Origin of the sequence: Sporosarcina highlanderae, from assembly GCF_030433715.1 — a bacterium.
Lineage (GTDB): Bacteria > Bacillota > Bacilli > Bacillales_A > Planococcaceae > Sporosarcina > Sporosarcina highlanderae.
Map to the genome: position 1 here is coordinate 59,274 of NZ_JAROCC010000005.1, position 21,838 is coordinate 81,111.

Consider the following 21,838-nt stretch of genomic DNA (forward strand, 5'->3'; position numbering starts at 1 on the left):
CCTTTTTTTATATTTTTGTTGATGTTGCTAAGTGGACTAAATAAAATTGCTTTTCTCTTTTTCAGCTGTGGTCATGCTTCTTTGGTATTCCTCAGTGACAAGTACACTTGAATGCCCCAGGAGCTTACTAAGGGTGTTTAAATCCATCCCTGCATTAATTGTCTGCACGCTGTAAAAATGCCTGAATTTGTGAATGTGAGCATCTTTCACATTTACCTTCTGTGCAGTATCCTTGATGACATTGTGGAGCGCTAAATGTGAAAGCCCCCTACCTTGATATGTCAAAAACTAATAATCTTCTTGGATAATCTTGTCGCTGAAATACTGCTTTCTAAGTCGCGTATATCTGATTAGATTTTTTTAAGTGTAGGAGAAATGAAAACAACTCTTTCCTTATCCATTTTCCTTTAATGAGGATTGTGTTTTCTTTAATATCGTCAGGCTTTAAACCTCTAATTTCACCAGCTCTCATACCCGTATCAGCCAACATGGTAATGATTGCCTTGTTGCGTACATCCAAATAGTTTTTATATCCATAGACTCCGATCATTTTAATGACCTCTTTGTTTGTAAATCCTTTGGTTACACGTTTTGGAATTTAGGCAATTCAACCTTTCCCATTAGATTGTCTGTTAGATACTCCTCTCGAACGCACCAATTCATAAATGCTGCAACAACTTTTGCTATTGCCTCCAAGCTGGAAGGCTGTAATCCTGATTTTTGTCTATATCTGAATAAGCTTTCATATCAAATTCCGACATTGAATGAAGTTGACTGATGCCTCTCTTATCCGTCAAAAAATCATAGAAATTACTCAGTTCTTTACGTTTATTGAGCAAAGTCTTCTCGGTTAATCCTACAACCTGACAATGAACCATGTATTCATCCAACAAACCCTTTAAACACAACAAAAAAGCCACCCTCCCTATCAAGTTTCCTCGATAAGAAAGGGGCTTGTCCACTCTAAGTTAATTATGCCATGAAAGATATACCTAATTTGTATGAAGCATAACAATTTGACCGATTGAATAATACCTTTTAAAGCCCGTCATATCAACGTTTTCGGCATTATTTTTTATCATTCAATTTGTTCATCTGATTCATCATCTGGTTAATCTTCTTTTGTGAAGGTTTTTGTCCCATCTGCATCATCATCATACGTAACATTTGCTCATTAATCGGCGGGTTTTCTTTCAAATATTTCATCATATATTGGCGTGCGATGAAAAATCCGAGGGCCACACCAGCTATTAATGCAACGACTGCAATTAGGATTACCCAAGTCGTGCCCATCCGCTATTACCTCCTTCACTTCCCTAAATCAGGTTTACTCTACCAAGTTGGATTATACAACAAAGAGATGGAGGATAGCAATGACTGGCACCAAAATTATTCCATGACTTCCTACAGTTTCTTTCTAAAAAAGGATTGTCCCTTCTGTCATTAACCGATTATCCTGCTTAATCGGCTTTAACCATCCCCATTCTCCACGCTCGTCCATCACTGCGAAAAACCGATCTTCAGAACCGGATAACGCCACAAATAAATCAAGATCCAGCATCCTAGAGCCATCACAGTAAGCCTGGAGAGAATATGGAGTGAGTGAAATGTGAATGGATCCTTTCATTGGGTGGGATAACTTATATTCACCATCATCACTTTCCACTTTTGTAAAGCTTTTTCCCAAACTACCAAGGATTGCCTGGTCAATCGTTGATTCTTCAATTTCATCGCATAGGTATTTCACTTCCTGCAATGGATGCTCCTGTTCATAGTCCTTCAATAAGTTATACAGAAGTCCTTCTCTTCCAAGTATGAATGATTGATATCTCTTCTTCACTTTATAGATATCGTAAGTTCTCATGACCGCCACCTCCTTATTACATATAATACATCAACTTATGTGAAAAGTTTGTCAAAACACGTTAAAAAAAGGCACTATTATTGTCGGATGTTTCCCAATAGTTAAATTCATGGATAAAAAACGCTCCGGTGAAGGTTTTGATTCCTTTCCGAAGCGTTAAATCGAATTTCTTATTTTGTTAAAATATCTTTCATTTTTTTAACAACATTTTCTTCAGTGAAGCCATATTCTGCGATGACTTTTTCACCTGGCGCACTAGCTCCAAACATATCAATCGAAAGGCTCGCACCTTCGTCCCCAACATATTTATGCCAGCCGAGGGAAACACCCATTTCGATGGATAGTCGTTTCTTAACTGCCTTCGGCAAGACACTTTCCTTATAGGCTTCGTCTTGTTCTTCAAAAAGGTCCCATGAAGGCATAGAAACTACTGCCACATCGATTCCTTCTTCGCGAAGTTTTCTTTGTGCTGAAACAGCCAGGTTAACTTCAGATCCAGTTGCAATCAAGATACCATCCGCCAAGTCCTTTTCGGCAGGAGAAACTGTATAGGCGCCACGTTTAACTCCGTCAAAAGCAAGTTCTCCGGAGTTTTCCAGCACATCCAAGTTTTGACGAGAAAGGACTAAAACTGTAGGTTTGTTTTTAGACGTTACTGCAATATGCCATGCCGCTGATGTCTCATTGCCATCAGCAGGTCGAATGACAGTCAAGTTAGGCATAGCACGCAATGATGCAAGATGTTCGACTGGTTCATGTGTCGGACCGTCTTCCCCAACAGCAACGCTATCGTGTGTAAAGACGTATGTCACAGGCACGCCCATGAGAGCCGACAATCTGATTGCAGGGCGAACGTAATCACTGAACACAAAGAATGTACCGCCGAACACATTCACTCCACCGTGGAGTGCCATTCCGTTCAATGCCGTTCCCATTGCAAACTCACGGACGCCGAACCAGATATTTCGTCCTGAGAAGTCCCCAGGAAGGAAATCACCTGCTCCTTTAATTGTAGTCTTGTTTGACCCCGCCAGGTCAGCACTTCCTCCGAAGAATGAAGGTACAGCATTAGCGATTGCATTGATTGCGTCTCCAGAAGCAGATCGTGTAGCATGTGATGAACCCGCTTCATATTTCGGCATTACTTCTTTCAGCCCCTCAGGCATCTTTCCTTCAATCGCCACTTTAAATTGTTGGGCAAGATCTGCATGTGAGCTTTCATATTGAGTGAACAACTCATTCCATTGCTCCTCTTTCTTGACACCTAATTCATCTGTTGCTTCTTTAAATGCTTCATAGACTCCTTCAGGCACATGGAAGTCCTCTTCGAAAGTCCATTTATAATATTCTTTTGTAAGCTTCATTTCATCTTCACCAAGAGGTGCACCGTGAACATCTGCCTTACCGGATTTATTAGGAGAGCCATATCCAATGACGGTTTTGACCTCAATCATTGTAGGACCACCACTATTGCCCTTAGCCTCTTCAATTGCTTTTGAAATGAGTCCGATATTATTTCCATCTTCTACACGGATATAATTCCATCCGTAAGATTCGAATCGTTTTCGGATGTTTTCAGAGAATGACTTATCAAGATCACCATCCAAGGAAATATCATTGCTGTCGTATAGAACAATCAATTTATCTAACTCAAGATGGCCCGCCAAAGAAATAGCCTCAGCTGCAACACCTTCCATGAGATCCCCATCACCGCAAAGTGCAAATGTATAGTGATCGACAATGTCAAACTTAGGTCGGTTATAAACAGCCGCCAAATGTTTTTCAGCCATTGCCATTCCGACAGCCATACCAATCCCTTGTCCAAGTGGTCCTGTTGTTGCTTCTACGCCAACTGTATGGCCATATTCAGGATGTCCAGGTGTTTTGGAACCCCATTGTCTAAAATTCTTCAATTCGTCCATTGGCAAGTCATAGCCACTTAGATGAAGCAAACTATATAACAGCATCGACCCATGTCCTGCTGAAAGAACGAAGCGGTCTCTGTTGAACCAATCTGGATTTGAAGGATTATGATGCAAATGCTTCGTCCAAAGTGTATAAGCCATCGGAGCTGCACCCATTGGCAATCCTGGGTGGCCGGAATTCGCTTTCTCAATTGCATCGATGGACAATGTTCTAATCGTATTAATTGCTAACTGGTCAATCTTCTCGGTCATTATTAGACATCCTTTCCCGCACTATCTCTAATCATCAATATTACCTTCTATAGTGTAGTCAAATTAGGCATGAATTACAATGCGTGCAAATGACTTCTTATATACATATTCAGTTCAAATACTTATTTGTTCGTGCATCTTTCACTTTTTTAGGAGTTACATCATTTCCTTCAGGGTCGATCACCTTTACATGTTCGATTGTGTCACGCATGGATGAACGGAAAGATTCCAAGTACTCCTTCCGTAATTGAGTCTGTTCTTTTGCCTCTTCTATCGACAAGCCTATAGTCTTCGATTTTTTTGATAACTCATTGATCCGCTTGATTTTATCTGGTGTTAACATGAAATTCCTCCAATAATTAAGTACTTGAATTAAAGTACCAAGTATTTTCTATACTTTGAAGGTATACAAAAAAAGCAGGAAGTGCAACCATTCAGCCTTCCTGCTTCATTTCATATTCTTTATATCTTCGATGTACAGTTGCTTTGCTTATATCGTGGCCAAGCCCTCTTAATACACTCGCAATCTCTTCAAATGTAAGACCTTTTGTTCGTAGCGAGATGATTTCCTCAAGCGGGACGTCTATTCTTTCCCGTCCTTCCAAGTTTCCTTTATTCTTCAGATTTTTTTCTGGTCTATAACCTTCCCGTACTGCCCTTTTCATTCCGCGCCTGATTTTGGCATTATGTAATTTTCGTTGATATTCTTCGACAATTGCCAGAATCTCAAGAAGCATTGTGTCCATTTCGTTCAATTTAAATGCCCCATTATCGTGATTCGTAATAATCGTCGTATTTGTTTTTGCCAATAAATGAAGAATTGCAACTCTTGCGTTACCTCTACCCAGTCTCGTTTCATCCTGAATAAGGACAGCATCCACTTTTTCATCTCTTACAAAATCCAATAAATTAAGCAGCTCTTCACGATCCATGTCATAGCCACTATGCTTTTCTTTAAAAACACGTAGTGTTTCCAATCCAAGGCTCTTTGACAGTTTCTTTAATTCTTCCTCTTGCCTTGATAAGGAGGTTTCCTGTGTCTCCTTATCAGTACTGACCCTGCAATAGATAACACACGTCTCATTTTCATCTGCCATTATTTTTCCCCTGCCATTTCTACAAGCCTATCGTTGATGGTTATAGGCGCGGATACCGGCAATTTGAGTTTTTCACCGGTTTTTATCATTGGCGTCTGCAAATTATTTAGCACCATTACTTCATCAATCCATTTATTAGTCCGTTTGTTTTCCGAAAAGTCTTGTGCCAATCCCCATAGTGTATCACCATCAGTTACCGTTATCTCTACAAATGTATTTTTTCTTGACTCTTTTAACACTCCTGCGATGGTGAAAGCTGTGCAAAGAAATACTATTAATAGAATATAGCCGTATTTTTGAAATAAAGTCATGATTTATACCTCCAGGAATATATGTTCGGAATGCTTGTTCCCATTATAGGATAAGACTTTTTAGATGTCAACAAAAATTCGAACCTTTGTTTGCCAACAATCCGAACACCTGTTATACTAATCTCAAGGAACAAGAAACACTTATTCGCTTAAATCCAAACTATTTATTTACTTAAGGGGTGGAAATATGAAGAAAATTTCAAAACGACAGCAGGATATCCTATCATTCATTAAAGAAGAGGTCAAAATCAAAGGTTATCCACCTTCCGTAAGGGAGATCGGGGAAGCCGTGGGATTAGCATCCAGTTCCACTGTTCACGGACACTTAGCACGTCTTGAAAGCAAGGGTTTCATACGACGAGACCCTACTAAACCACGGGCAATCGAGGTTTTAGATCCTGAAGGATTAGAGGCTATGAAGTCCGGTGTAGTTCATGTTCCTCTCGTAGGTAAGGTTACCGCCGGTCTTCCTATAACTGCTATTGAGAATATTGAAGAGTATTTTCCATTGCCAGATTCGTACGGTACTTCAGGCGAAAAACTTTTCATGTTAGAAATTGTCGGAAACAGTATGATTGATGCCGGGATTCTAAATGGAGACTATGTTGTTGTCAAGCAACAGCAAACTGCTGAGAATGGTGAAATCGTTGTAGCTATGACGGAAGAAGATGAGGCAACTGTTAAAAGATTCTTTAAAGAAAAGGATTATTTCCGTTTACAGCCCGAAAACGAATCGATGGAACCTATCATCGTCAATAATGTTTCCATTCTTGGTAAAGTCGTAGGTGTATACAGACAAATACATTAATAGAAAAAGAGGGTGTCCCAGTCTGATAAACTTGACAGGGACTCCCTCTTTTATTTTCTTTCCATCAAATTATCTTCAAATAATTTCTCAACCGAAGACATAACAGCCGCCTTGACATGTTCATACGTCAATCCGCCTTGAACATATGCGGTATAAGGAGGACGGATTGGGCCATCAGCTGTTAGTTCAATACTCGATCCTTGTATGAATGTCCCTGCAGCCATGATTACATCGTCTGTGTAGCCAGGCATATAGGATGGCTCAGGCGCGTAATGGGCATTAATTGGAGAATTTTCTTGTATGGTCCTGCAGAACGCAATCATCTGATTTGCATTGCTAAAATTAACGGATTGGATTAAATCTGTTCGCTTACTCGTAAAATGCGGAGTTGTGTCGAATCCAAAACTTTCAAGAAAGCCCGCAGTAAAAAGTGCTCCTTTTACAGCTTGGCTGACAACATGCGGGGCAAGGAAGAATCCTTGGTACATTTCTAACAATGTGTCTAACGACGCACCAGCTTCAGCCCCTATACCCGGTGAAGTCATACGGTATGCACATTTTTTCACAAGATCTTCACGTCCTGCAATATAACCGCCAGTTCTCGCAAGTCCCCCACCTGGATTTTTAATAAGTGAGCCAGCCATCAAGTCAGCGCCTACCTCAATCGGCTCTGCCGTTTCCACGAATTCACCATAACAATTATCCACAAAAACGACAATATTGGAATCGATTGACTTTATAAATCTAACCATTTCAGAAATTTCACTTATGTTAAACGAAGGTCGGTCGGAATAACCTTTTGAACGTTGAATACCGACCATTCTTGTTTTGCCATTAATGTTCTTTTTAACCTCTTCAAAATCGACAGATCCATCGTCATTCAAATCAATATGCTTGTATGATATCCCGAAATCATTTAGAGAACCTGTATCCTCTCCATTACCAGAAACGATTGAATCGAGAGTGTCATATGGTTTTCCTGTTATATAAAGGAGCTCATCCCCTGGTCTTAGGACGCCGAATAAGCTGAGCGATATTGCATGTGTTCCTGAAATGATTTGATTGCGTACTAAGCATGACTCTGCTCCAAAGACATCTGCATATACTTGTTCAAGTACGTCTCTACCACTATCATCGTAGCCATAGCCAGTAGAACCGGATAAATGGAAATCACTTACCATGTTCTTTCGAAAAGCTGCAAGCACTTTCCTTTGGTTGAAGAAAGCGATCTTTTCAACTTTTTTATAGTAGGGGGCTAACTTTTCTTCCAGCTCTTCAGCCCTTGACTCAATTTCAGTCGTAAATTCATGAATCTTCATTTTTTATCCTCTTTCCTACAAATAGTCACCTCATTATATTATCAGTCTGTCAGGATAGGTCAATCAGAAACATTTACTATGGATACTTGGCCCAAAAAAATAAAAGGAAAGACCCGACAAGGAACAGAGAAATTTGCTCTATTCCTTGATCGGGTCTTATTGATTACTCCTCGTCCTTTAGATGAACTGGTTTTGCAGGAACATACGTTGAAATTGCATGTTTGTAAATCAATTGTTGCTTGCCGTCTGATTCAAGTAGAACGGTGTAATTATCATATGATTTGACAAGGCCTTTTAATTGAAAACCGTTCAATAGAAAAACAGTGACAAATGTATTGTTTTTCCTTAAAGAATTCAAAAATACTTCCTGCATATTACCTTGTGACATACACCCCAGCCTCCAGTTACTTCTATATTTCTCTTGCTCTTTTACTTATTCGATTTGGTTTGATCGAAATCCTTCAAAACTAATAAAATTCCCTCAATAATTTTTTTCTTATCCAAAAGGGCATCAAACCAAAAAATCTCCATTTTATTTCTAAAATAGGTCATTTGCCGTTTAGCATAGTGACGTGTATTCTGTTTTATTAGAACGACAGTATCCTCAAGCGATACTTTTCCCTCTAAATACTGATGAATTTCTTTATAACCGATTGCTTGGACAGATTGGACATTACGGATACCTTGATCCCATAAATCACTTGCTTCTTTAAGCAAACCTTCCTTCATCATTTGGTCTACCCTTCGATTGATCCTTTCATAGAGAATTTCTCGATCCATATCCATTCCAATAATTAAATGGGAGTATACGGGGACCTGGCCCTTTCCTTGTTCATGCTCATTTTTTGTTTTTCCTGTTACTTCGATAATTTCAAGTGCACGAACGAGTCTTCTGTGGTTATTAGGATGGATTTTTTCCGCACTAAAAGGGTCTAACTTAAGCAAACGATTATATAAGCGTTCTGGACCGCCTTCGGTTGCTAGTTCCGCCTCAAGAGTAAGTCTAACGGTTTCATCCGCCGCCTCATCCGTAAATCTGTAATCGAAGAGGACAGACTGTATATAAAGCCCTGTCCCTCCCACGATGATTGGTTGCTTTCCCCTACTCATAATTTCATCGATACATTTTCTAACTGCGGATTGGTACTCGGCAACAGAAAACGACTCAAATGGACTTTTCACATCAAATAAATGATGGGGAATCCCATCCATTTCATCTTTTTTTATTTTTGCTGTTCCGATATCCAAACCTTTATAGACTTGCATGGCATCCCCATTAATTACTTCTCCGTCCAACATTTTTGCAAGCTCAATACTTAATGCAGTTTTGCCTGATGCCGTTGGACCGACTATTGCTATAACACTAGTTGCTTTTTTCATATTTATCGATCCAGCCTTTTATATAATCATAAACTTCTTCACAATTTACTTCTTGTAACATTTCATGACGTCCACCTTCATATAACATGACAGTGATATCTTTTAGGCCTTCATTGCCAAGTTGATGTGCGACCTTCCAAACACCTCTTCCCTTCTCGCCAACAGGATCTTCCACTCCTGAAAGCAGTAAAATTGGCAATTGAGTAGGGGTTTTACGAATTTCTTCCCGTTTGTGGATTTTTGAAATTCCATTAAATAGTTCAAGGAAAAAACCGGTCGATGGCACAAAGCCACAAAGAGGATCATTGATATAATTTTCTACAGTTTCACTTTTGGTCGACAGCCAATCGAAAGGTGTCTTAGGGGATGGAACTGATCTTTTAAACGAACCAAATACTAATTTATTGATAAAGTAATCCGGTGTTTCAAAATCAGTAACTTGACCTTTCAATTTGGCAAGAGCTTGTCCAGCTAAACGACTTACTCCTGAATCCCTTGCAGTACCAGAACATATCAATAAATCGAGTTCGTTTCCAAACATCTGTGAATATCTTCTTGCAATAAAGGAACCCATACTATGGCCGAATAGTATGAAGCGTGGTGCTTGAAATTTTTTCTTGTAAAAACTTGAAACTTCGCGTGCATCTTCAACTATGCGGTCAAAGCCGACGGAATCACCAAACGAGCCCAAGTTCCCATTTAGTAATGCAGTTTGGCCATGGCCACGATGATCATGTCCTGAAACGGCAAATCCATTCTCAACAAGGAAACTGATGAAATCATTATATCTACCAATGTGCTCCGCCATCCCATGAAGAAGATGGATATGGGCTGTAGGTTGAATTGATGGTTTTGCATAGACTGTTTGGATTTTAAACCCATCGCTCATTTCCAATTGAATTTCATTTTTTTCCACTGAGCTTATCCTCCTCCTATTCAAAGCTTGAAAATTCTTGCCGCCTCAACAGCTTTTTTCCAACCGTTATATAGTAAATCACGCTCAGCATGTTCCATTTGAGGCGTATAGGTCCTTTCCTTTGTCCATAACGCCTCAACAGTCTCTTTTGAATCAAAAAAGCCTGTAGCGAGCCCTGCAAGATACGCAGCGCCTAATGCCGTCGTTTCTAAATATGCAGACCGCTCAACTTCTATTTGTAATAGATCACTTTGAAACTGCATAAGAAATGTATTCGCAACCGCACCGCCATCAACCCGCAAGATATTTATCTTTCTCCCTGCATCTTTTTCCATGGTTAGCAAGACATCTTTTGTCTGATACGCTAACGATTCGACTGTCGCCCTGATGAAATGTTCCTTTTCAGTACCACGTGTCAATCCGAATACTGCTCCTCTTGCATCGGAGTCCCAATATGGGGTACCAAGCCCAACAAATGCCGGGACAACATAGACACCGTCCGTCGAAGCGATGCGTGTTGAATACATCTCAGAGTCTTCCGCTTTTTGGATCATCCGCATGCCATCCCTTAGCCATTGGATGGCAGACCCCGCAATGAATACGCTACCTTCCAACGCATAGGTCACTTTCCCATCCAATCCCCAAGCAATCGTTGTGAGTAATCCATTAGCAGATTGAACAGGTTTCTCGCCAGTATTCAATAACATGAAACAGCCAGTCCCATAGGTATTCTTTGCCATTCCCTCATGAAAGCACGCCTGACCGAATAAAGCACATTGCTGATCACCTGCTGCACCCGCGATCGGAATCTCTGCTCCGAAGAAAACTGAAGGGGCTGTATGTGCGTAAATTTCAGACGATCCTCTCACTTCAGGTAACATATCCATTGGGATATCCAATATGTCACATAATTCTTTATCCCAAGTAAGTTCATTTATATTAAAGAGCATTGTCCTTGAAGCATTGGAATAATCAGTGACATGGACTTTTCCGTTCGATAACTTCCAGATTAGAAATGAATCGATCGTTCCGAAAAGCAATTCACCTTTTTCAGCTCGTTCTCTTGATCCATCGATTTCGTCCAAAATCCATTTCACTTTTGTCCCTGAAAAATAAGGATCCAATTGCAGGCCGGTCTTTTCACGTATGCTAGCTTCAACGCCCTTTGCCCGAAGTTCATCAACTATTGATTGAGTTTGCCGCGATTGCCAAACAATTGCATTATAGATAGGTTGACCTGTGTTTTTGTCCCAAACGACTGTCGTTTCCCGTTGATTTGTAATACCTATTCCATCAATATCTTCCGGCTGATGTCCACTTTCAGTAAGAACGGAAGCGATGACGGAAAGGACAGAACCCCAAATTTCATTGGCATTATGCTCGACCCATCCAGGCTTAGGGAAAATCTGACCGAACTCCCTTTGTGCCATATGAACGACTGTCCCCTTTTTATCAAAAAGAATGGCCCTTGTGCTAGTAGTCCCCTGATCGATGGCTAAAATGAATTTCCCCATACCTACTCCACTCCCCGTTTTTCCTTTGAAGTTTACATTACTCTCTTAAACATTTTCTCTATCTCATATGTTGAAAAGTGAACAAGTACCGGCCGTCCATGCGGACATGTATATGGGTTTTCTGCCTGTGATAAATCACGGAGCAATTTTTCCATATCATTAAATGCGAGATGATGATTTGCTTTTATTGATTTCTTACAGCTCATCATGATCGCAGTTTCTTCGCGAAGCTTTCCAATATCAGTTTTCCTTGTGGTTAAGACTTGTTCTATCAGTTCTTCGATAAGGGATGTTACTTCTCCTGCTGGAAACCAAGCCGGATATTCTTTTACTGTGTAAGAAGACGGTCCAAATTCTTCGAGGAAAACGCCGACATCGTGCAATGCTTGCATATTTTCTTCAAGCTTCACCTTTTCATTACCCGAATAATGGAAGATAAGTGGCATCAACAGCATTTGCCTTTCATCTACTTCAACTTTACTCAATTTATCTCTAAAGAATTCATATTTAATGCGTTCTTGAGCGGCATGCTGGTCAATCATGTAAAACCCATCTTCATTTTGTGCGATGATATAAGTTCCATGGACTTGGCCAACGGGGACAAGTGACGGAAATCTTTTTTCCATCTCTTCCGCTTTAGCATAAACAACTTCTTGAGGTGGTTCCATTATCTTTTCTAACTGTGAAGTGCTTATTGCTTCAACTTGTGTTGGAGGAACATAAACGGTTTGAGGCTGATTGATTTCTTCAGCAAGAATCGTTTTTTTTTGTTCAACTACTTGCACTGGTTCTTTCTTGACTGGAGAAATATCATTCCATATTGTTGTTTGTTCTGAATTTATTTTAGTGACAGGCTCTTTACTAATAACATTCGGCACGATAATTGATTGTTTTACTGCTTCACGAACTGCAGATTTAATGATTGAAAGCAATTCACCCTCTTTACTAATACGGATATGCTGTTTAGAAGGATGTACGTTTACATCTGTCAGGAATGGATCGCTTTCTACATTGATGACTGCAATCGGATACCGCCCAATCGGCAAGTATGTATGCAAACCATCAAGGACAGCCTGGTTTACCGCATAGCTTCTCACCCATCTTCCATTGACGATGAGTGTCATATAATTTTTAGAGGCTCTTGTCATTTCTGGTAATGTGATAAACCCTTTTACTTTGAAATCGGCATTTTCTCCACTGAACGGTATCATTTTTTTAGCTACCGCCATTCCATAAATATCATTTAACACTCTTCTTTGGTCGCCGTTACCGGATGTTTGAAGGATGATCTGGCTATGATGAGATAATTTAAAAGCGATATTCGGGTGACTAAGCGCTAAACGATTTACAAGATCAATTGTATGACCAAGTTCGGTCTGTATCGTTTTCATGTATTTCAATCTTGCAGGCGTGTTATAAAAAAGTTGAGCAATCGTCATGTCTGTACCTTTTCTGAACGCAGCATCAGATTTTTCTAAAACAACTCCGCCATCGATTTGGACTGTTGTCCCTTCCGTTTCTCCGTCGGATGTCCATAGGCTAATCTTCGAGACAGAGGCGATAGAAGCAAGTGCTTCCCCTCGGAAGCCGAGAGTCTTTATTCTAAATAGATCATGTTCATTCGATATTTTGCTTGTTGCGTGACGTTCAAATGCGAGGACGGCATCATGTTGGGACATCCCTTTCCCATTATCAGTCACTCGAATGGAGGTAAGTCCCGCTTCCTCTAATGCGATTTCAATCGATGTACTTTCTGCATCGATTGAGTTCTCTACGAGTTCTTTGACAATTGAAGCGGGTCTTTCTACGACTTCACCCGCTGCAATTTTATTTGATAATGAATCATCCATCACCGAAATGATGTCCATAGAATCCCCTCCTTGTTAACTTTTCTTAAGTTCTTTTTGCCAGTCCATGATTAGGTGCATTGCTTGCATAGGAGTTAGGTTCAATAGGTCTGTTTTTTCCAATGCATCGAGTACTGTTTTATCGTTATCTGTCATCAGATCCGATTCATCATGCATGTCAAAGAATGATAGTTGTGTTGCGCTTGTCTCATTAACTGCTGTTTGTTTGCTTTCGAAGTTGTCCAATAACTCCTTTGCCCGGATAACGATTGAATCAGGAAGTCCGGCAAGTTGTGCGACATGGATTCCGTAGCTTTTGTCCGCTGCTCCAGCCATTACCTTATGAAGGAAGACGACTCTCCCTTCCCTTTCCATAGCTGCAACATGGACATTCACTAAACGATCCAAGTCTTCATCGAGCTTCGTTAGCTCATGATAATGGGTAGAGAATAGTGTATTTGCACCAATTTCATCATGGATGAACTCCATCATTGCTTGGGCAAGTGACATCCCATCATACGTTGATGTTCCTCTGCCGATTTCATCGAATAGAAGTAGGCTTTTTTCAGTTGCGTTGGCAATGGCATGTCTAGATTCCATCATTTCCATCATGAACGTGCTTTGTCCTGAAGCAAGGTCATCCGCTGCGCCTATTCTTGTAAATATTTGATCAGTAACGGGGAGTTTAGCGAACTCGCATGGTACATAACAACCGATTTGTGCCATAATGACCGTGAGAGCAACTTGACGCATAAATGTGCTTTTCCCCGACATGTTCGGACCGGTGATTAATAACATATTAGCATCATCAGCTAAGATACAGCTATTTGGAACATAGAGGGATTGATCCATCATTTTCTCAACAACAGGATGACGACCATTCTTGATTTCAAGTGCACGTCCATCATGGAATTGCGGTCTTACATATCTGTATTTTTCCGATACTGTTGCAAAAGATAGTAGTACATCAAGTTCTGAAAGTACACTTGCCAACCTTTGCACCCTTCGAATATGGTCCTTCATTTCATCACGAACATTGCAGAATAAAGTATACTCAAGATCCTGACCTTCTGCTTCGGCATTTAATATAAGATCTTCCTTTTCTTTAAGCTCGGCAGTAATATACCGCTCCGCATTGGCGAGGGTCTGTTTCCGCTCATATCTTGTCAAATCTGCAAGATGAATATTAGACTTCGTAATTTCAATATAATAGCCGAATATGCGATTGTATCCGATTTTCAGGGATTTAATGCCCGTTCGTTCACGTTCATCGCGTTCAAGTCCCGCTAACCACTCCTTGCCGTTTCTTGAAGCATCCCGATACTGATCCAATCTTTCATTAAAGCCGTCTTTAATGATGCCGCCTTCTTTAACCGAAAGGGGAGGATTTTCTGCAACTGAAGCTTCTAATAGTTTTAGTGCTTCTTCACAAGTATCAAGACGTTCCGAGAAGCTTTGCAGACGTTCGTGTCCCGATTGGAAAAGCGCATTTTTCAAATTAGGGATACATCGGAGCGAATTCCTTAATTGTGCAAGATCCCTACCGCTTGCGTTCCCCATTGAAATTCTACCGGATAGTCGTTCAAGATCATATACTTCCTTCAAGGACATCTTTAATTCTTCTCGAAGAAAATAGTCTTCTATCAAGTCGGAAACAAGCTCTAACCTGTCTTCGATTGCAGTCTTGTCTGCAAGAGGCTGATGGATCCATATTCTTAGTTTCCTTGCTCCCATAGCTGTAGCCGTCTCATCTAACAGCCAGAAAAGTGTACCTTCTTTACTTCCATTACGTATCGACTTGATCAGCTCCAAATTCCGCATCGAATTGGCATCAATGGAAAGTTTGTCCGTCTTTTGTATGTATTCGAATGGGCGTAAATGGTCGAGGCTGGACTTTTGTGTGCGCTTTAGATAGGTAATAAGGATTTCACAAGCTTCCTTCATTTCATCTGGAACTTCGGATTCGGTGGCAATTGGGCTGTTTTCTCCTTCTCCATTCTCCATTGATAGAACGATATCCCTTTTTGCCATGCCTTCATTTAATGTAATATGCAGACGTTCACGGACAACGATTTCTTTCATCCCTAACGCCTCGATTTCAGCAATGAGCGTTCTTTCATCACCTGAAACGAATTCCACCTTCCCTTCCCCAGTGGCAAGGTCGACATAGGCAAGTGCATATCGGTCATCTTCTAATTGATCTGCAGCTCCGATGAAGTGATTTGCATTTGCATCAATCGTTTTACCTTCAGTGATAGTTCCTGGAGTTATCACTTTAACGACTTCGCGCCTTACAATTCCTTTTGCAACTCTTGGATCCTCTGTTTGTTCGCAGATTGCAACTTTATGGCCTTTTTGAACAAGTGTTTCAATATATCCCTCTGCGGAGTGATAGGGTATTCCGCACATTGGTATTCTGTCCGCACTTCCACCATCTCTGCTTGTCAATGTGATTTCTAAGATATTGGATGCTTCGATTGCATCGTTGAAGAACATCTCATAGAAGTCTCCAAGGCGGAAAAATAGAAAGGCATCTTCATATTCAGCTTTCACTTGTAGGTATTGTTGTATCATTGGTGTATATGTTGTCATTTTAAACCTCACTGTATCTACGTTTTCCCCTATTATATCAAAACTAACCCTATCACAGTAACAAAGCTCCAAAGTCAATTAATTTCATAAAATAAAAAACAAAAAAAGCCGGATGCTTCTTCCGGCTTAAAATGGTCGTGAATCTTTTCCTCTGTCATCCTGACGGTTTTCTTCGGCTTTGAAATTCGGCTTGTGATCATGATTGTCTTGAGAGGATGACTCATCAGAGATTGCCCACTCCTCTTCAAACTGATGAGGATGAATCGTAATGGCCACCTTTGTTTCCCCAATGACTTCTGCAATCAGTTCCCTTTCAACTTTTATAAGGAACTTTTCACCGTCTTCAGAGATAAGTGCTTCGGTACAATTTGGATGCTGGGCGACGTTGACAATAATTTCTTCTTGACCGGATACTGGCTCGTCACGGTAGTGGAGCCTGATTCGGTCCTTATACGGAACGGTTTCGGAAAAGACAGAAGTCTTTGAGTGGTCATGATGTGAATACCAGACGTTAACATCGAATTTACCTGTCACTTCGATGGTTTTGCCCACTTTCTTTGCTTGATGTGTGTGATTGATGACCCAACAACCTAAAATACTTGATGGGTTATTCGGTGGCCTAAGTGTTACAGTGGATTCCGTTCGCTTTCTCCCTTTCGCGATGACAGTCTTCGTCACAATTTGCCGTATGTTTTTCAGTTCGCTTCCTCCTTCATTGACTTCTACATATCCTATGCAACACGAGCCCAGAAAGTGAAAAAAACCGATAAGGAATTTCTCCTCATCGGTTTTAAAACATTCAGCTTTTCTTATGACAACGGTTTTGGTTTTGTATTTTCAACATAGGATCCGGTTTTGCCGCCACGGACATCGCCCCCCGTGGATTCAAGGATTTCATCCGTTACGCTGTTGGAAATCGTATTTGATACCAATTGTAGAAGATCATTCACTTCAACTTGGGATTGCTTAAACTCCTGTACAATCGGTACTTCGTCAATTTCTTCTTGAATTTTCTCGATTTTCCCTTCGATAATTTCAAGTGCACGTGCTTTTTCATACATTTGGAAATTTACAGCTTGTGTCTGTAATGATCTTAAGCTTGCAATTTTCTCACGGATTTTTTGGTTTTCATTGATTTGTTCTTCCGCACGTTTGAAAAATTCAACTTGCTCTGTGTTAGCGATCATATGCGCAATTTCACGTGCCTTTTCAATGATCTCTTCTTTTGTATATAGTTTTTCCATTACGACATCACCTTATCCTCTTCTACAACGCCGATAAATTCGCCGTCGAGCGACCATGTTTTGGCCTCAGTTATTTTTACATTGACAATTTCCCCTATGACAGATCGTGGTGCTCTGAAGTTTACAAGCTTATTTTTTTCGGTATATCCCGCGAGAACTTCTGGGTTTCTTTTACTTTCACCTTCGACAAGCACTTTTACCACTGTACCTTTATAAGGCTTCATCGCTTCAGCTGACATTTCATTCACTAACTTATTAAGGCGTTGAAGCCTCTCTTTCTTCACTTCCATCGAAATATTATCCACCATTTTCGCAGCAGGTGTCCCTTCGCGCGGTGAATAAATATACGTATAGGCCATTTCAAATCCGACTTCTTTGTATAGAGAAAGTGTTTCTTCAAATTGCTCGTCCGTTTCGTTAGGGAAGCCGACAATAATATCCGTAGTAAGCGTTACATTGGGAATGGCTTTTTTGATCTTCCCAACAAGTTGTAGGTATTGCTCCCGCGAGTATTTACGCGCCATAATTTTCAAAATATCACTGGACCCTGATTGGACTGGTAAATGGATATGATCAAGCAAGTTACCACCTTTTGCAAGCACTTCGATTAAATGATCATCGAAATCTCGGGGATGGCTTGTTGTAAAACGGATTCTTGGAATATTAATCTTGCGAAGATCATCCATTAAGTCTCCCAAACGATAGTCTAAATCCTCAAAGTCTTTTCCGTATGCATTAACGTTTTGACCAAGAAGCATAATTTCCTTGTATCCGTTTGCAGCAAGCTGTCTCACCTCTTGGATGATGTCTTGTGGACGCCTGCTTCGTTCTTTGCCCCTTGTATAAGGTACGATGCAGTATGTACAGAACTTATCACAGCCGTACATGATGTTTACCCAAGCCTTAATATTGCCATGTCGGACTTTTGGAAGGTTCTCAATAATGTCTCCTTCTTTAGACCACACCTCAACAACCATCTCTTTAGACATATATGCTTCATGCAGGATATTCGGCAATCTATGGATGTTATGAGTCCCGAAAATCATATCGACTTGATCATACGTTTGAAGAATCTTTTTGACGACGGATTCCTCTTGGGACATACACCCGCAAACCCCAATAAGCATATCCGGACGTTCAAGTTTTAATGGCTTCAAATGACCCAATTCACCAAACACTTTGTTTTCCGCATTTTCCCGAATCGCACAAGTATTAAGTAATACGACATCTGCGTCATCTACAGTATTAGTCGATTCATAGCCTAAACTAGTGAAAATGCCAGCCATCACTTCAGTGTCATGCTCATTCATTTGACAACCATATGTACGGATATAAAATTTACGTCCATTCCCCATTCCAAGAAAACGTTCTTCAATTTGGAAATCGTCATGATAAGCAATTTCCTCTTTACCGCGTTTTTTTGCATTTTTCAAGGATGGTGGTGTATAGACAGTTTCAAAATATTTACTATAGTCTTTTTCCGCAGCAGCGGTCGATTTCACAAGGCCCGATTGCAGACGTTGTTCTTCATTCATAAAAATTTCCCCTTTCTTCAAACCATGTGGGAATTGTACAGACTCGAGTATATTATACATTAACTTCATTATAGTTTGAAGTAACGGGTTTATAATTTAGGGATTTAAAACAGATTGGGGCAACTGTGTGACAATATGATTTTCAAGTATAAACAATGAAGACCAAGGACTAAGGGAGCCCATGGTCTTCATTCTTTACTATTATTGTCGTTTACGTTTTTCAACGAGCAGTTTCAAAGCTGTCCGTCCCTCGCCATTAATTTCAATATCAGTAAATGCTGGTGCGCATACTAGGTCGCTTCCGCTTGGGGCGACAAAACCACGAGCTATTGCAACTGCTTTGATAGCCTGATTCAAAGCACCTGCACCAACCGCCTGCATTTCCGCATACCCTTGATCTCTGATTACCGCTACAAGTGCTCCTGCGACAGAATTCGGATTAGAGCGGGATGATACTTTCAATGGACTCACCATGTTTCCTCCTTGTTTTCACGATGTCTATGGAATGTACTTTATCCATAAGTCATCTTATGAAAAGAAGGAGATGATTAGACGCAACTCATGATTCGAATACATGATCCTCGTTAATCATGATTCGCTGCATCGAAATGGCCTTTCCTGTTTGGTCATCTATTTCTACGAAAAGACCATTCAATTGACCTCGACCTTTTTTGGGAACTTCAAAACGAACTGGTAGATTTGTTTTAAAGCGATAGATGACATCCTCTTTTTTCATCCCCAATATTTCATCATAAGGGCCTGTCATTCCTGCGTCCGTCAAATAGGCGGTTCCCTTAGGGAGAATGCGGTCATCAGCTGTTTGCACATGCGTATGAGTCCCTACAACTACTGAAGCTTTACCATCAAGATGCCAGCCCAATGCAATTTTTTCACTAGTCGCTTCTGCATGGAAATCAACGAAAATCAGCGGAGAAGTTTTCGCCGCCTCTTCGATTAACTGCTCAGCTTTTTCGAAAGGGTCCGAATGTGGTGGTAAAAACGTACGCCCGTGTAAATTAATAACTGAAAGCGTCACTCCATTTTTTGTAATGGTTGTCATACCCTTTCCCGGCGCCTCATCGGAAAAATTTGCTGGACGGATTAAGTAATCAGTATCGTCTATGAAATCATAAATCTCCTTTTGGTCCCATGTATGGTTACCCATTGTCACCACATCGACCCCTGATCGTAGAAGGTCGTCGAAAATAGCCTTAGTTATTCCTCTACCTGATGCAGCATTTTCTCCATTCGCAATGACTACATCCGCCTGGTACTTCCTTTTCAAGCGTGAAATATAGGTAAATACCATATCTCTCCCGATTGAACCAACAATATCGCCTATAAATACTACCTTCATAAATGCATACCTCTTTCTTTTTTTACACACTGACAAGAAAATGACTCCTGAACCATAATGGACAGGAGTCATTTCTGATCATTTTGCATATTCGACAGCACGTGTCTCCCGAATCACAGTCACTTTGATATGACCTGGATAATCGAGCTCTTCTTCAATCCTTTTACGTATATCCCTTGCTAATCGATGAGCTGTAATATCATCGATTTGGTCTGGACGCACAATAATTCGGACTTCGCGTCCTGCTTGAATTGCGAATGATTTCTCTACACCATCATAAGATTCCGAAATCTCTTCAAGTTTTTGCAGTCTACGAATGTAGTTCTCGAGAGTTTCACTTCTCGCACCCGGTCTAGCAGCAGATAGTGCATCAGCAGCCGCAACCAATACTGCAATAACAGAAGTAGCCTCTTCGTCACCATGGTGGGAAGCAATACTGTTGATAACAACAGGATGCTCTTTGTATTTTGTCGCTAACTCGACCCCGATTTGGACATGGCTTCCTTCAACTTCATGGTCAATTGCTTTTCCGATATCGTGAAGAAGTCCTGCACGCCTTGCAAGCGTAACATCTTCACCAACTTCTGCAGCTAATAACCCAGCAAGGTAGGCAACCTCGACGGAGTGCTTAAGCACATTTTGACCATAGCTTGTACGGAAATGCAATCGTCCAAGAATTTTGATAAGGTCAGGGTGAAGGTTATGGACACCGACGTCAAAAGTGGTTTGTTCCCCTTTTTCGCGGATCAATTCATCCACTTCCCGTCTGGACTTATCGACCATTTCTTCAATTCGAGCTGGATGAATCCTGCCATCTTGTACAAGTTTTTCAAGTGCAAGTCGCGCGGTTTCACGGCGGACAGGATCGAATCCAGAAAGGATGACTGCTTCAGGTGTGTCATCGATGATCAGATCGATACCAGTCAATGTTTCCAAAGTTCTGATATTGCGGCCTTCCCTTCCGATGATGCGACCTTTCATTTCATCGTTCGGCAAGTTCACAACAGATACAGTCGTTTCAGCGACATGATCTGCGGCGAAACGTTGTAATGCTAAAGAAAGGATTTCGCGCGCCTTCTTCTCTGATTCTTCTTTGGCACGTTGCTCTGATTCTTTCGTCATTACTGCAATATCCGTGGAAAGTTCCTTCTCAACATCATCAAGGATAATTCGTTTCGCTTCATCCCTTGAAAGTGCTGAGATTCTTTCAAGTTCCGTCTGTTGGACGGTAACAAGATCTTCCGCCTTGCGTTCCATTTGTTCAATATGCTGTTGTCTACTGGAAAGCGCATCTTCTTTACGCTCCAGTCCCGCTTCTCTTTTATTGAGAGCATCATCCTTGCGGTCAAGATTTTCTTCCCGTTGTAAAAGGCGGTTTTCCTGCTTTTGCAATTCCGCTCTTCTTTCACGGATTTCTGATTCCGCTTCAATTCTCAGTTTGTGATTTTCATCTTTGGCTTCCAAAAGTGCCTCTTTTTTCAAAGCCTCCGCTTCACGTTTTGCATCTTCGATGATTTGCTCCGCAGAGTTTTTGGCACCAGTCACACTTGATTCATTCACCTTTTTGATAACTAAATAGATAACAACTGCACCGACGAATAGACCTACCAAAGCGGAGATGATGTTTATGATGATTTCTGGCATCCAGATCACCTCCTCCTGCTATTCTTTTCGTTTTCAGTCGGCCCGTATATCAACATTCAACATACTGCCATAATGATTTCATTGATGTGAAATTATACAATTCTAATTGTATCTATGAAATTTTCGCATGTCAAGGAATCTAAATAAAACGAGAGGGCCACGTAGGAGCCGTTAAGCCCTTTTAGCCCTATAAAATGAAAAACCGCCTATCTGAATAGATAGGTCGGCTTTTG

23 protein-coding genes are annotated in these 21,838 nt (G+C 40.8%); 1 reads left to right on the forward strand and 22 read right to left on the reverse strand.

Annotated elements, in window-relative coordinates:
• Positions 1 to 36 precede the first annotated feature (36 nt).
• From P5G49_RS17490 to yneA, 9 genes are all read right to left on the reverse strand, one after another.
• Positions 37 to 285 carry a tyrosine-type recombinase/integrase gene (locus P5G49_RS17490; protein WP_363322171.1) on the reverse strand — a complete coding sequence of 83 codons (249 nt, stop codon included), beginning with the start codon at positions 283 to 285 and terminating at the stop codon, positions 37 to 39.
• A gap of 46 nt (positions 286 to 331) precedes the next feature.
• Positions 332 to 550 carry a tyrosine-type recombinase/integrase gene (locus P5G49_RS07740; RefSeq protein WP_301242920.1) on the reverse strand — a complete coding sequence of 73 codons (219 nt, stop codon included), beginning with the start codon at positions 548 to 550 and terminating at the stop codon, positions 332 to 334.
• Between the two features lie 133 nt (positions 551 to 683).
• Positions 684 to 911, reverse strand: coding sequence for a hypothetical protein (locus tag P5G49_RS07745; RefSeq protein WP_301242921.1), 228 nt, complete (start codon positions 909 to 911; stop codon positions 684 to 686).
• Between the two features lie 157 nt (positions 912 to 1,068).
• A complete protein-coding gene (locus tag P5G49_RS07750; RefSeq protein WP_301242922.1) occupies positions 1,069 to 1,293 on the reverse strand; it encodes a YneF family protein in 225 nt (74 codons plus the stop codon).
• A 124-nt stretch (positions 1,294 to 1,417) separates the two neighbouring features.
• The gene (gene sirA, locus P5G49_RS07755) at positions 1,418 to 1,864 is read right to left on the reverse strand and encodes a sporulation inhibitor of replication protein SirA (protein WP_301242923.1); all 447 of its coding nucleotides are present in this window, start codon (positions 1,862 to 1,864) and stop codon (positions 1,418 to 1,420) included.
• A gap of 170 nt (positions 1,865 to 2,034) precedes the next feature.
• Positions 2,035 to 4,041: a transketolase gene (gene tkt, locus P5G49_RS07760; RefSeq protein ID WP_301242924.1), complete on the reverse strand. Its 2,007-nt coding sequence runs from the start codon at positions 4,039 to 4,041 to the stop codon at positions 2,035 to 2,037.
• A gap of 109 nt (positions 4,042 to 4,150) precedes the next feature.
• Entirely contained in the window at positions 4,151 to 4,384 is a 234-nt protein-coding gene (locus P5G49_RS07765) for a DUF896 domain-containing protein (protein ID WP_301242925.1), read from the reverse strand.
• Positions 4,385 to 4,475: 91 nt separating this feature from the next.
• Positions 4,476 to 5,138 (reverse strand): YneB family resolvase-like protein, encoded by a 663-nt coding sequence (locus P5G49_RS07770; RefSeq protein WP_301242926.1) that lies wholly within the window; start codon positions 5,136 to 5,138, stop codon positions 4,476 to 4,478.
• Entirely contained in the window at positions 5,138 to 5,449 is a 312-nt protein-coding gene (gene yneA / locus P5G49_RS07775) for a cell division suppressor protein YneA (RefSeq protein ID WP_301242927.1), read from the reverse strand. The genes P5G49_RS07770 and yneA overlap by 1 nt, the downstream gene beginning before the upstream one ends.
• Before the next feature lie 187 nt (positions 5,450 to 5,636).
• On the opposite strand from yneA, the gene lexA reads away from it, so the two are divergent.
• The gene (gene lexA, locus P5G49_RS07780) at positions 5,637 to 6,257 is read left to right on the forward strand and encodes a transcriptional repressor LexA (protein WP_301242928.1); all 621 of its coding nucleotides are present in this window, start codon (positions 5,637 to 5,639) and stop codon (positions 6,255 to 6,257) included.
• Between the two features lie 50 nt (positions 6,258 to 6,307).
• On the opposite strand, the gene P5G49_RS07785 is transcribed toward lexA, so the two are convergent.
• From P5G49_RS07785 to rny, 13 genes are all read right to left on the reverse strand, one after another.
• On the reverse strand, positions 6,308 to 7,576 hold the full coding sequence (locus P5G49_RS07785) for a methionine gamma-lyase family protein (RefSeq protein WP_301242929.1): 1,269 nt from the start codon (positions 7,574 to 7,576) through the stop codon (positions 6,308 to 6,310).
• A 163-nt stretch (positions 7,577 to 7,739) separates the two neighbouring features.
• On the reverse strand, positions 7,740 to 7,964 hold the full coding sequence (hfq, locus tag P5G49_RS07790) for an RNA chaperone Hfq (protein ID WP_301242930.1): 225 nt from the start codon (positions 7,962 to 7,964) through the stop codon (positions 7,740 to 7,742).
• Positions 7,965 to 8,005: 41 nt separating this feature from the next.
• On the reverse strand, positions 8,006 to 8,956 hold the full coding sequence (gene miaA, locus P5G49_RS07795; protein WP_301242931.1) for a tRNA (adenosine(37)-N6)-dimethylallyltransferase MiaA: 951 nt from the start codon (positions 8,954 to 8,956) through the stop codon (positions 8,006 to 8,008).
• Positions 8,940 to 9,872 carry an alpha/beta fold hydrolase gene (locus P5G49_RS07800; protein ID WP_301242932.1) on the reverse strand — a complete coding sequence of 311 codons (933 nt, stop codon included), beginning with the start codon at positions 9,870 to 9,872 and terminating at the stop codon, positions 8,940 to 8,942. Before P5G49_RS07800 ends, miaA begins: the two co-directional genes overlap by 17 nt.
• 20 nt (positions 9,873 to 9,892) lie before the next feature.
• Complete coding sequence (gene glpK / locus P5G49_RS07805) at positions 9,893 to 11,386, reverse strand: glycerol kinase GlpK (protein WP_301242933.1); 1,494 nt, start codon at positions 11,384 to 11,386, stop codon at positions 9,893 to 9,895.
• Positions 11,387 to 11,418: 32 nt separating this feature from the next.
• Positions 11,419 to 13,254 carry a DNA mismatch repair endonuclease MutL gene (gene mutL, locus P5G49_RS07810; protein ID WP_301242934.1) on the reverse strand — a complete coding sequence of 612 codons (1,836 nt, stop codon included), beginning with the start codon at positions 13,252 to 13,254 and terminating at the stop codon, positions 11,419 to 11,421.
• Positions 13,255 to 13,269: 15 nt separating this feature from the next.
• A complete protein-coding gene (mutS, locus tag P5G49_RS07815) occupies positions 13,270 to 15,825 on the reverse strand; it encodes a DNA mismatch repair protein MutS (protein WP_301242935.1) in 2,556 nt (851 codons plus the stop codon).
• Between the two features lie 126 nt (positions 15,826 to 15,951).
• Positions 15,952 to 16,503, reverse strand: a complete 552-nt coding sequence (gene cotE, locus P5G49_RS07820) for an outer spore coat protein CotE (RefSeq protein ID WP_301242936.1) — start codon at positions 16,501 to 16,503, stop codon at positions 15,952 to 15,954.
• Between the two features lie 131 nt (positions 16,504 to 16,634).
• Positions 16,635 to 17,069, reverse strand: coding sequence for a YlbF/YmcA family competence regulator (locus tag P5G49_RS07825; protein WP_301242937.1), 435 nt, complete (start codon positions 17,067 to 17,069; stop codon positions 16,635 to 16,637).
• The gene (gene miaB / locus P5G49_RS07830; RefSeq protein ID WP_301242938.1) at positions 17,069 to 18,604 is read right to left on the reverse strand and encodes a tRNA (N6-isopentenyl adenosine(37)-C2)-methylthiotransferase MiaB; all 1,536 of its coding nucleotides are present in this window, start codon (positions 18,602 to 18,604) and stop codon (positions 17,069 to 17,071) included. Before miaB ends, P5G49_RS07825 begins: the two co-directional genes overlap by 1 nt.
• Positions 18,605 to 18,805: 201 nt before the next feature.
• Positions 18,806 to 19,075 (reverse strand): stage V sporulation protein S, encoded by a 270-nt coding sequence (locus tag P5G49_RS07835; protein WP_301242939.1) that lies wholly within the window; start codon positions 19,073 to 19,075, stop codon positions 18,806 to 18,808.
• Between the two features lie 88 nt (positions 19,076 to 19,163).
• Positions 19,164 to 19,961 carry a TIGR00282 family metallophosphoesterase gene (locus P5G49_RS07840; protein ID WP_301242940.1) on the reverse strand — a complete coding sequence of 266 codons (798 nt, stop codon included), beginning with the start codon at positions 19,959 to 19,961 and terminating at the stop codon, positions 19,164 to 19,166.
• 78 nt (positions 19,962 to 20,039) lie between these two features.
• Positions 20,040 to 21,605 (reverse strand): ribonuclease Y, encoded by a 1,566-nt coding sequence (gene rny, locus P5G49_RS07845; RefSeq protein WP_301242941.1) that lies wholly within the window; start codon positions 21,603 to 21,605, stop codon positions 20,040 to 20,042.
• Positions 21,606 to 21,838 lie beyond the last annotated feature (233 nt).

Excerpts from the sequence above, each read along its gene's own strand:
- glpK (WP_301242933.1), bottom strand. The coding sequence starts at position 11,386 with ATGGGGAAATTCATTTTAGCCATCGATCAGGGGACTACTAGCACAAGG.
- P5G49_RS07740 (WP_301242920.1), bottom strand. The coding sequence starts at position 550 with ATGATCGGAGTCTATGGATATAAAAACTATTTGGATGTACGCAACAAG.
- mutL (WP_301242934.1), bottom strand. The coding sequence starts at position 13,254 with ATGGACATCATTTCGGTGATGGATGATTCATTATCAAATAAAATTGCA.
- miaA (WP_301242931.1), bottom strand. The coding sequence starts at position 8,956 with ATGAAAAAAGCAACTAGTGTTATAGCAATAGTCGGTCCAACGGCATCA.
- rny (WP_301242941.1), bottom strand. The coding sequence starts at position 21,605 with ATGCCAGAAATCATCATAAACATCATCTCCGCTTTGGTAGGTCTATTC.
- tkt (WP_301242924.1), bottom strand. The coding sequence starts at position 4,041 with ATGACCGAGAAGATTGACCAGTTAGCAATTAATACGATTAGAACATTG.
- P5G49_RS07765 (WP_301242925.1), bottom strand. The coding sequence starts at position 4,384 with ATGTTAACACCAGATAAAATCAAGCGGATCAATGAGTTATCAAAAAAA.
- hfq (WP_301242930.1), bottom strand. The coding sequence starts at position 7,964 with ATGTCACAAGGTAATATGCAGGAAGTATTTTTGAATTCTTTAAGGAAA.
- P5G49_RS07840 (WP_301242940.1), bottom strand. The coding sequence starts at position 19,961 with ATGAAGGTAGTATTTATAGGCGATATTGTTGGTTCAATCGGGAGAGAT.
- lexA (WP_301242928.1), top strand. The coding sequence starts at position 5,637 with ATGAAGAAAATTTCAAAACGACAGCAGGATATCCTATCATTCATTAAA.
- P5G49_RS07785 (WP_301242929.1), bottom strand. The coding sequence starts at position 7,576 with ATGAAGATTCATGAATTTACGACTGAAATTGAGTCAAGGGCTGAAGAG.
- mutS (WP_301242935.1), bottom strand. The coding sequence starts at position 15,825 with ATGACAACATATACACCAATGATACAACAATACCTACAAGTGAAAGCT.
- P5G49_RS07750 (WP_301242922.1), bottom strand. The coding sequence starts at position 1,293 with ATGGGCACGACTTGGGTAATCCTAATTGCAGTCGTTGCATTAATAGCT.
- yneA (WP_301242927.1), bottom strand. The coding sequence starts at position 5,449 with ATGACTTTATTTCAAAAATACGGCTATATTCTATTAATAGTATTTCTT.
- P5G49_RS07770 (WP_301242926.1), bottom strand. The coding sequence starts at position 5,138 with ATGGCAGATGAAAATGAGACGTGTGTTATCTATTGCAGGGTCAGTACT.
- P5G49_RS07825 (WP_301242937.1), bottom strand. The coding sequence starts at position 17,069 with ATGGAAAAACTATATACAAAAGAAGAGATCATTGAAAAGGCACGTGAA.
- miaB (WP_301242938.1), bottom strand. The coding sequence starts at position 18,604 with ATGAATGAAGAACAACGTCTGCAATCGGGCCTTGTGAAATCGACCGCT.
- sirA (WP_301242923.1), bottom strand. The coding sequence starts at position 1,864 with ATGAGAACTTACGATATCTATAAAGTGAAGAAGAGATATCAATCATTC.